Origin of the sequence: Paenibacillus sp. MER TA 81-3, assembly GCF_023713585.1 — a bacterium.
GTDB classification, from domain to species: Bacteria; Bacillota; Bacilli; order Paenibacillales; family Paenibacillaceae; genus Paenibacillus_B; species Paenibacillus_B profundus.
This window is the reverse complement of sequence record NZ_JAMAWB010000164.1, coordinates 1-223: the sequence shown is the minus strand read 5'-3', so window position 1 is coordinate 223 and position 223 is coordinate 1. Positions and strand designations below refer to the sequence as shown.

Below are 223 nucleotides of genomic sequence, written 5' to 3'. Positions count from 1 at the left end.
TTGAAAAGATTGTTACTCAATACCCTGCAGGCCAAATCGCAATCGTGCTAGATAATGCACGCATTCATCATGCCAAGCTGCTGCAGCCATTTTTGGATAAAATGAAAGGGCGTCTTGAACTTGTGTTCCTGCCCCCATACAGCCCGCATCTCAACGTTGTTGAAGGGTTATGGAAGTGGCTCAAGTCCGAGGTCATTAACAATGTTTTATATCACCCAGTCGC

The 223-nt window shown here is 45.7% G+C and carries 1 protein-coding gene; it reads left to right on the top strand.

Annotation, left to right across the window (positions count from 1 at the left end; translation table 11 throughout):
* Positions 1-223 (top strand): transposase (locus tag M3650_RS31700; RefSeq protein WP_251580326.1); only part of this gene is annotated, 223 nt, incomplete at both ends.